This is a genomic window from Geminicoccus flavidas (genome assembly GCF_009806515.1).
GTDB classification, from domain to species: domain Bacteria; phylum Pseudomonadota; class Alphaproteobacteria; order Geminicoccales; family Geminicoccaceae; genus Geminicoccus; species Geminicoccus flavidus.
Genome location: NZ_WUJP01000812.1, coordinates 1 through 8476 on the forward strand (window position 1 = coordinate 1; position 8476 = coordinate 8476).

General features: G+C 70.3%; 8 protein-coding genes. 2 read left to right on the plus strand and 6 right to left on the minus strand.

Annotated elements, in window-relative coordinates; all coding sequences use genetic code 11:
* Positions 1 to 70: 70 nt before the first annotated feature.
* From EQG76_RS23320 to dapA, 6 genes are all read right to left on the minus strand, one after another.
* Positions 71 to 1090, minus strand: a complete 1020-nt coding sequence (locus tag EQG76_RS23320) for an SIS domain-containing protein (protein WP_159716758.1) — start codon at positions 1088 to 1090, stop codon at positions 71 to 73.
* Positions 1091 to 1106: 16 nt separating this feature from the next.
* Positions 1107 to 1832: a sugar isomerase domain-containing protein gene (locus EQG76_RS23325; protein WP_159716760.1), complete on the minus strand. Its 726-nt coding sequence runs from the start codon at positions 1830 to 1832 to the stop codon at positions 1107 to 1109.
* Between the two features lie 921 nt (positions 1833 to 2753).
* Positions 2754 to 3704, minus strand: a complete 951-nt coding sequence (locus EQG76_RS23330) for a flagellar motor protein MotB (RefSeq protein ID WP_159716762.1) — start codon at positions 3702 to 3704, stop codon at positions 2754 to 2756.
* A gap of 6 nt (positions 3705 to 3710) precedes the next feature.
* Positions 3711 to 4589: a flagellar motor stator protein MotA gene (gene motA, locus EQG76_RS23335; protein WP_159716764.1), complete on the minus strand. Its 879-nt coding sequence runs from the start codon at positions 4587 to 4589 to the stop codon at positions 3711 to 3713.
* A 91-nt stretch (positions 4590 to 4680) separates the two neighbouring features.
* Positions 4681 to 5163, minus strand: a complete 483-nt coding sequence (smpB, locus tag EQG76_RS23340; RefSeq protein WP_159716766.1) for an SsrA-binding protein SmpB — start codon at positions 5161 to 5163, stop codon at positions 4681 to 4683.
* An 11-nt stretch (positions 5164 to 5174) separates the two neighbouring features.
* The gene (gene dapA / locus EQG76_RS23345) at positions 5175 to 6050 is read right to left on the minus strand and encodes a 4-hydroxy-tetrahydrodipicolinate synthase (protein WP_159716772.1); all 876 of its coding nucleotides are present in this window, start codon (positions 6048 to 6050) and stop codon (positions 5175 to 5177) included.
* Positions 6051 to 6160: 110 nt separating this feature from the next.
* Between dapA and EQG76_RS23350 the strand changes: the two genes are divergently transcribed.
* Together EQG76_RS23350 and EQG76_RS23355 are read left to right on the plus strand one after the other, a co-directional pair.
* Entirely contained in the window at positions 6161 to 8185 is a 2025-nt protein-coding gene (locus EQG76_RS23350) for a lytic transglycosylase domain-containing protein (protein WP_159716768.1), read from the plus strand.
* A 71-nt stretch (positions 8186 to 8256) separates the two neighbouring features.
* Positions 8257 to 8476: pyridoxal-phosphate dependent enzyme (locus EQG76_RS23355; protein ID WP_235031526.1), on the plus strand; the 220-nt coding region annotated here is incomplete at its 3' end.

Below are 8476 nucleotides of genomic sequence, written 5' to 3' on the forward strand. Positions count from 1 at the left end.
GCCGCCAGCCCACCGCTTGCCATGCCTTTGGCCAACCAGACCCTCGGAGCAGCTCCTCGCAGGGTGGGTATCAGAAGGTGCTGGTAACCTTGGACAAGGTGCGCGGCCGGTCCGGGTCGCGGCCGCGTGCCTGGGCGGCGCGGGCGATGGCCGGGTAGGCCAGTTGCAGCGCAGCCAAGGGTGCGTTGACCGGATCGATCGGCGGGAGGATCCAGTCGTCGTCCGGGCGGGTGCCGAGCGTCAGGATGTCGGCACCCTGCTGGGCCAGCTCGGCCGACGCCGCCCGGACATCCGGCTCGCCCAAGTCGGGCAGGGCGATGGCCAGCACCAGGAAGCCCGGGCCCACCACCTCGCGCGGGCCATGACGCACCTCGGCGGCCGATAGCGCCTCGGCGAACAGCCCGCAGGTCTCCTTCAGCTTCAGGGCGATCTCCAGGGCAGCGGCGAGCCCGGCACCACGGCCGAGCACGAAAGCGTTGCGCGCCCGGGCCAGCTTCTCGATCGGCAGGTGGTCCGCCCTGCCCGCCGCTCCGGCCAGATCGTCCGGCAGGCGCGCCAGGGCGGAATGCAGTGCCGGCTGGCCGGCCAGGGCGGCAGTCAGCGCCTGCACCGCAGCCATGGAGCAGATCACCGACTTGGTCGCCGCGACGCTCTCCTCCGGGCCTGCCTGCTGGTCGAGCACCAACCGGGCCGCCTGGGCCAGGGGCGAGGCCGGATCGTTCACCAGCGCCACGGTGCAGGCGCCGGCCCGTCCTGCCCAGCCCGTGACCTCGACCACGTCGGCACCCCGGCCGGACTGGGAAACCGCCAGCAGCAGCGCGTCCTGCACCCGCAGCGGTGCCGCTTCCCTGGTGATCAGGGACGGAGGCAGCGACATGCAGGGCAGCCCCAACCAGCGGGCGAAGCTCCAGGCGGCGAAGGTGCAGACATGATCGGAGCTGCCGCGGCCCACCGTCACCGCGAGGACGGGCGGAGATTCTGCCAATGCCGCCGCGACGGCCGCAATGGCACCCGCCTCGTCCCGGACCAGCCGGGCGACCCGGTCGGGGGCGCTGGCCGCCTCCGCTGCCATCAGGGTGCCGTCGGCCATGCCATGTCCTCCCGGTTCAGAGGCTCCGGTTGCGCCCGCGCCAGACGGCGGCCAGCCGGTCGTTGTGCGCATCCGAGCCTGGCAGTGCCGATGCGTGCCAGACCGGCGGTGCCACGCCCTGCTCCTGCAGCAGCACGGCCAGCCGCACCGCCAGAAGCTGCAGGATCATCGCCCCGCCAACGCTCGAGAAGGCACCGACGCGTAGATCGTCGCCCAGTGCCACCACCGCGTCACCTTCCGGCGCGCCATTGTCCAGCACGTAGTCGGCCAGAGCGAACAGGGACGCCCGCTCCGGCCGCGTCGCCGCGCAGGCCGGCGAGCCCAGCGCCACCACCACCAGCCCGCGCGATTTTGCCAGCCGCGCCACCTCCACCGTGAGCGGCGTCGTCCCGCTCGACGAGATCGCGATCAGCACGTCGCCTTCACGCCAGTCGTGCCGCTCGACCAGCGCCGGCGCCAGCGCCGCCTGCCGCTCCAGCACCGTCTCCATGGCGGCTCCCTCGGCAAACGCCAGGACCGGTGACGCCATCGGCACGAAGCAGGCCGGCGTGCCGGCACGATGGTGCAGCTCCAGGGCGAGGCACTGGCCATGCCCGGTACCCATCAGCCAGACAGTACGGTCGCGCAGGACCGCCTGCAGACAGGCCTGGCCCACCGCCTCCAGCTCCGCCCGCCCCGGCCCCGCCAGCCGCGCCGCATGCGCGGCCACATGGCGGAGATAGTCGTCGATCGCATCGCTCATGCCCGATGGCCTACCAGGATCCGGCCGTCCCGTCACCGCCGGCTGCGAAACAGAGCGTGTCATGGAACAGCAGGCAGCCCGGACCGTGAGGCAGGTCGGATGAACCATGGCATTATCGCCACCCGACCGACAGGAGCGGGCGCTGGCCGTGCCCCATCTGCCGCTGCTGCCCGCGAATGCCGGGCAGCAGCGGACGCGACCTGTGTCGGTGACGGGTTGCGACGGACGACACCGGCCTGTCATCGATGCGGAGCATCGAATCACGGCGCGAGGTCAGCAGCGCTGCAAGGACACGGAGCCTGCGAGCAGGCATCGCGCTGGCTGGCAGGGGGCGTGTCCGACCTCATGGCGTGGGACCTGCGCGCCGTGCTGTGGCTGGCCGGGGGAAAGTGCCACCAAACGAGGGCCGCGGCACTCGACAGCCATATCGCGTCGCTCCACATCCAAGAGCGGCGGCCCAACAGGCGATGACGGCGCCAACCGGCAGTAGCACTCCAAGCTGCATGCTGCAGTCGACACCCTCGGCCATCTGCTGGCGCGGCATCCCGGCCTATGCGCAGGACCCGCCTAGGTCCGCAACGGCCATACCGGCGAAGCCTGCCCGCGGCCACCCAAGCACACGACACCCGCTTCAAGGTCGTCAGCCGCCCGCGTCCCCGGCACGGCTTCGCGCTCCTTCCGCGCAGAGGCGTTGTCGAGCCGAGATTCATGTAGCCCTCGCGATTTCGCCGTCCCACCCACGATTTAGCAACCTCGATGGACGTTGCAGGTCCGCAGTTGGCCGTCGTCATCCTCTTACTCGTCAGGACTACAACTCTCTTCACCTCGATCCGTAACACGCTCTAGCGAAGCCGCATCATCCGGGACGGGCTGGCGCGACAGGCTCCCAGCACGGTGCCCCCATCAGTCGTGCGCTGGCGCTCACCGCTGCGTTCCGTTTCCGTCGGATCGTGCCTGGGCCGCGGCTGGCGCCGGGGCCGGCAACAGCAGGATCGAGATCCGCCGGTTGCCGGGGTCGTCCGGGCGCTCCGGCAGACGCGGCTCGGTGTCCGCCTTGCCGATGACCTCGGCGATCCTCGCAGACGGGAGGCCCAGCGCCACCAGGGCCTGCCGGGTAGCATTGGCGCGGTCGGAGGACAGAAGCCAGTTGTCGCTGCCGGACCCGCTGGTGAACGGGCGGGAATCGGTATGGCCGCGGATCGACAGCCGGTCGCCACTGCTCGCGATGGCAGCGGCCACCAGTTCCAGGAGCCGCCGTGCCTCCGGGGAGAGCTGGTTGCTGCCCGAGGCGAACATCGCGCTGCCTTCCCGATCGAGCAGTTCGATGCGCAAGCCTTCCGGCGTGCGCGTTACCTCCAGCTGCTCGCGCAGCCCGCCCAGATCCGAGCGCTCCGCCAGCGCCTGGCGCAGGCGGGCCTCGACCTGCGCGACCGACGGCACCGCATCCTCCTCCGCCCGTTCGACCCGCATATTGTCGAGCACGGCCTCGCCCACCGGCGCGAAGGCCGCCACCAACTCTTCCGCCAGCTCGCTCTCAGCCGCTTCGCCCCGTGGTGCCAGGGGCGCCGTGTCGAACGGCGAGGCCGGGGGCGCCTCGATGAAGCTCGGCTCCATGACGCTGGTGCCGCGGAGGATGCCGGGGTCGCCGCCGGGCGGCAGCCGGCTGAGCGAGCTGGGATCGGTGAAGTACTCGGCCAGCCCCTCGAGCTTCGCTTGGCTGGTCGTGCCCAGCAGCCACATGAGCAGGAAGAAGGCCATCATCGCGGTGACGAAGTCCGCATAGGCGACCTTCCAGGCACCGCCATGGTGGGCGCCATGGCCGCCCTCGATCACCCTGCGGACGACAACCCGCCCCTCGCGCTTGCCGGCCATAGATGCTCAGGCCATCAGCGGATCGGCCGGGAGCTGCTGCAGCAGCTCGTCTACGGCGTGGAAGTTCGGCTGGAGATGGGTCGGTACGCTGCCGCGGGCGAGCTCGATCGCCACCGGCGCCGAATGGCCCTGCAGGTAGGCCACCAGGCAGTCGCGGATGATCGCGTAGAACTGGCCATCCTCCTCGAAGGTCTGCGCCATGCGCGACGCCATCGGCGCGAACATCCCGTAGGACAGGAAGATGCCGAGGAAGGTACCGACCAGCGCACCGCCGATCATCTTGCCCAGGATGTCGACCGGCTGGTCGATCGCCCCCATCGTCTTCACGATGCCTAGCACGGCGGCCACGATGCCCAGCGCCGGGAAGGCGTCGGCCATGGTCTGCAGCGCCCCGGAGTTCGTCAGCTGCTCGGTGTGATGCTTCTTCAGCTGCCGGTTCATGCTGTCCTCGACCTGCATCGGGTCGTCCAGGCTCATCGTCATCATCCGAACGGTGTCGGCGATGAAGTCGCAGGCGAAATGGTCGTGCTGGATCTTGGGATAGCGGCCGAACAGGGCGCTCTCATGCGGATTGTCGACATGCGGTTCCAGCGCCAGCACGCCCTTGGTCTTGAGCAGCTTGACGATGGTGAACATCAGGCAGAGCAGGTCGCGATAGTCGTCCTTCTTCCATTTCGGCCCGGAGAACACCCGCTTCAGGTCACGCAGCGTACCCTTGACGACCGGCGAGCCGTTCGCGAGCAGGAAGGTGCCGGCCCCGCCGCCGCCGATCATCATCAGCTCGAACGGCGCCGCCTTGATGATCAGGCCGAACTTGCCGCCGGCCAGCGCATAGCCGCCGAAGATCATCACGAAGACCAGGACGAGGCCGATGATGGCGAACATGCGCGAACGATGCCTCCGCTGGAACTGCCGGAGGCACCATACGCCCTGGTCTCTTTCGCAAAGGTTAACGGCCCGGCTGTTCGGAACCGCGCTAGTCCCCGGACTTGTGCGTCTCGCGCAGGAGGCGCTGGCGGTCGCGCTGCCAGTCGCGCTCCTTCTCACTGGCACGCTTGTCGACCAGCTTCTTGCCGCGCGCCAGGCCCAGCTCGACCTTCGCCCAGCCGCGCTCGTTGAAGTAGATCGAGAGCGGCACCACGGTCAGGCCCTTGCGCTGGACAGCGCCCTTCAGGCTCTCGATCTGCCGGCGCCGCATCAGGAGCTTCCGCGGCCGGCGCGTCTCGTGGTTGAACTGGTTGCCGCCGTGGAACTCGGGGATATAGGCGTTGAATAGCCACAGATCGCCCTGCATCTCCCCGGCATGGGCGTCGCCAATGGTGGAGCGGCCTTCGCGCAGCGACTTCACCTCGGTCCCGCTCAGGACCAGGCCCGCCTCGTAGCGCTCGTCGATGAAGTACTCGTGCAGGGCCTTGCGGTTCTGCGCGACGACCTTGCGGCCTTCCAGCTTCTTGGCCAACGCAATCTTCTCTAGTTGATGAGGCCGACCACGCGCAGGGCCGCGTCGATCCGCTCCTTCGAGCCAGGCTGCGGCTCAACCAGCGGCAGACGCAGCTCGCCCGAGCAGCGGCCGAGCCTGGCCAGGGCATGCTTGGTCGGCGCCGGGCTGCTTTCGCAGAACAGCGCCTCGTGCAGCGGCAGGAGCCGCCGGTGGATCCGCAGCGCCTCGTCGGCCCGACCGGCCGCGAACGCATCGTGCAGCTCGGCGCACAGCTTGGGCGCCACGTTCGCCGTCACCGAGATGCAGCCATGGCCGCCATGGGCGAGGAACGCCACGATGTTGGCGTCCTCGCCGGACAGCTGGAGGAAGTCGCTGCCGCAGGTGGCCTCGGTGAGCAGCGGGCGGGCGATGTCGTTGGACGCGTCCTTCACCCCGATGATCCGCGGCAGCTCCGCCAGCCGGCCCATGGTTTCCGGGGTCATGTCGATCACGCTGCGGCCGGGGATGTTGTAGATGATGATCGGGATGTCGGTCGCGTCGTGGATCGCCCGGTAGTGGGCGAACAGGCCGGCCTGGGTCGGCTTGTTGTAGTAGGGCGTGACCACCAGCGCCGCATCGGCGCCCGCCCGCTGGGCATGGCGGGTGAGGCTGATCGCCTCGGCGGTGGAGTTCGAGCCGGCGCCGGCGATGACCGGACACCGCCCAGCCACCACCTCGATGCACAGCTCCACGACCCGTTCATGCTCGTCATGGCTGAGCGTCGGGCTCTCGCCGGTGGTGCCGACCGGGACGAAGCCGTGCGTGCCCGAATCGATGTGCCATTCGATGAGGTCGCGCAGCGCCTTCTCGTCGACGGCGCCGTCACGGAACGGCGTCACTAGCGCGACGATGGAGCCACGAAACATCATTCTCAACCTTTTGGCAGTTTGGCTTGGAGCAGTGTCCTAGTTGCACGATAGTCTTTCCCTGCTACCCCCGGCAAGCCGGGGCGAGACCTGCGCCGGAACGATCGACGATGTGCCTGTCCCAGCCGACTGCCTCGACCGCCCTTCGGCCAGCAGCGGCCCGTCGCCCGACACCGCCCCGCCGCATTGCGGGGCTGCTGCTGGCGGGGCTGGCCCTGGCGGCGGCCTTGCCGGCGCAGGCCGCCGTCTCGGTGGCGGACGTGCTGCGCGCGGTGGAAGCCGGCCACTTCGCCTGGGCGCGGGCCAAGGCCGAGGAGGCCGGCGGCGCGCTGCTGGAAGAGTATGTGGACTGGCGCGAGCTGCGCGATGCCACGCCCGTGCCGGGCTTCAAGCGCTTCCGGAGCTTCCTGGCGACGGAGGCGGACTGGCCGGCCCTGCCCCGCGTCCGGGCCCGGGCGGAGGATGCGCTGGACGGCAGCGTGGATGACGCGACTGTACTGGCATTCTTCGCCGATCACGAGCCGGTGACCCGCCAGGGCCGCACCCGGCTGGCGATCGCCCTGCTCGGCACGGACGAGGAGGCCGCCGCTGCCGTGGCGGGCAAAGCCTGGGTGGAGGGACGGTTCAGCGCTGCCGAGGAGCGCTACTTCCTCGCCAGGCTCGGCCGCCTGCTCACCAGGGACCAGGACCGCCTGCGGCTGGATAATCTGCTGGCCGCCGGGGCATGGGAGGAGGCACGCCGGCAGGCCAGGCGCCTGGACCAGGGGCGGCAGCGCCTGACCGAGGCGCGGATCCTGCTCCAGTCGGGGGCCAGCGGCATCGACCGAGCGGTGGCCAGGGTGCCGGACGCCCTTAAGGCTGATCCCGGCCTCAGCCTCGACCGGATCGAGCGGGCCCGCAAGGATGGGCGGGACGCACGCGCCCGCGAGCTCCTGCTGCTGCTGACCCGGGATGCGGAAAGCCAGCCGGCGGCCTGGTGGCGCGAGCGGCACATCCAGATCCGCGACCGGATCGATGTCGGCGCGTTCAAGGAGGCCTACCGACTGGCGGCAACCCATCGGCAGCCCAAGGACCATCCCAGCTATGCCGACGCCGAGTGGCTGGCTGGCTGGCTGGCCTTGAGCTTCCTGGACCGGCCCAAGGACGCAGCAGCCCATTTCAGCGCGATGGCCGCCGAGGTGTCGTCGCCCATCAGCGTCGCCCGGGGCAGGTACTGGGCCGGCCGGGCGCAGGCCGCGAGGGGAGCCACGGAGGCGGCGGATGCGAGCTGGCGCTCCGCGGCGGCGTACGGGACGACCTTCTATGGCCAGCTCGCCTGGCTGGAAAGCGGCAGGCCACTGCAATTGCCGGAGCTGGGCTTTCCCGAGCCGGACAAGTCGGAGAGTGCCGCGTTCCAGGAACTGCGGCTGGTCCGCCTGGCACGGCTCCTGTGTGCCAATGGCGGCGACGTGCAGGCCGGCGCGATCCTGAGCCACCTGGCCAACCAAGCACTGGACGAGCCCGTGGTGCTGGGCCAGGTGGCCAGCCTCGCCACGGACTGCCACCGGCTGGACACAGTGGTGCAGACCGCGCGGCTGGCCCAGCGCGGCGGCAGTCTGAACGCTGCGGCCGCCTTCCCTGCCCCGCCCTACGTGGCGCTGGCCGAAGGCTCGGCGGTCGATCCGGCGCTGCTCACCGCGATCGCCCGCCAGGAAAGCCAGTTCTACCCGCGGGCGCAGAGCCCGGCAGGCGCGTTGGGCCTGCTCCAGCTCATGCCCGGCACGGCCAAAGCGATGGCCCGCAAGCAGGGCATGCCCTACGCCGACGTGCGGCTCCTGACCGACCCCGGCTACAACGTCACTCTCGGCCGGACCTATCTGGAGGAGCAGCTTGGCCGGTGGGGCGAGCCGGCCATGGCGATCGCCGCCTACAATGCGGGTCCCAAGCGGGTGGACAACTGGATCGCCCGCTATGGCGACCCGCGCGGCAAGGGGCTGCACCGGCTGGTCGACTGGATGGAACTCATTCCGTTCACCGAGACCCGGAACTATGTTCAGCGCGTCCTGGAGGGGCGCAACGTGTACCGGCTCCGCTTCGGCTGGAATGCGGAGGTGGCGGGTCATCCGTTCGCGCCCGGCCACGGCAACCCCTCCTGATCGGCTCGTCCTGACCGGCGGCACTCCCGCCCCGGTCGCGGCGGCCGGACCGCCAGCGCCCGGAGATGCTCGTGCCGCTCGAAGACGACCTGCCGCTCTCGATCGACCAGATCCAGGCGGCTTCTGCCCGCCTGGACGGGCTGGCCGTCCGCACCCCGCTCCTGGAAAGCCCGCTGCTGAACGCTCGGCTCGGCGGGCGCCTGCTGGTCAAGGCGGAATGCCTACAGCGCACCGGCAGCTTCAAGTTCCGTGGCGCCTACAACGCCGTCAGCTCAGCCGGCGGGCGGCCGG

Excerpts from the sequence above, each read along its gene's own strand:
- EQG76_RS23320 (WP_159716758.1), bottom strand. The coding sequence starts at position 1,090 with ATGGCCGACGGCACCCTGATGGCAGCGGAGGCGGCCAGCGCCCCCGAC.
- EQG76_RS23325 (WP_159716760.1), bottom strand. The coding sequence starts at position 1,832 with ATGAGCGATGCGATCGACGACTATCTCCGCCATGTGGCCGCGCATGCG.
- EQG76_RS23330 (WP_159716762.1), bottom strand. The coding sequence starts at position 3,704 with ATGGCCGGCAAGCGCGAGGGGCGGGTTGTCGTCCGCAGGGTGATCGAG.
- motA (WP_159716764.1), bottom strand. The coding sequence starts at position 4,589 with ATGTTCGCCATCATCGGCCTCGTCCTGGTCTTCGTGATGATCTTCGGC.
- dapA (WP_159716772.1), bottom strand. The coding sequence starts at position 6,050 with ATGTTTCGTGGCTCCATCGTCGCGCTAGTGACGCCGTTCCGTGACGGC.
- EQG76_RS23350 (WP_159716768.1), top strand. The coding sequence starts at position 6,161 with ATGTGCCTGTCCCAGCCGACTGCCTCGACCGCCCTTCGGCCAGCAGCG.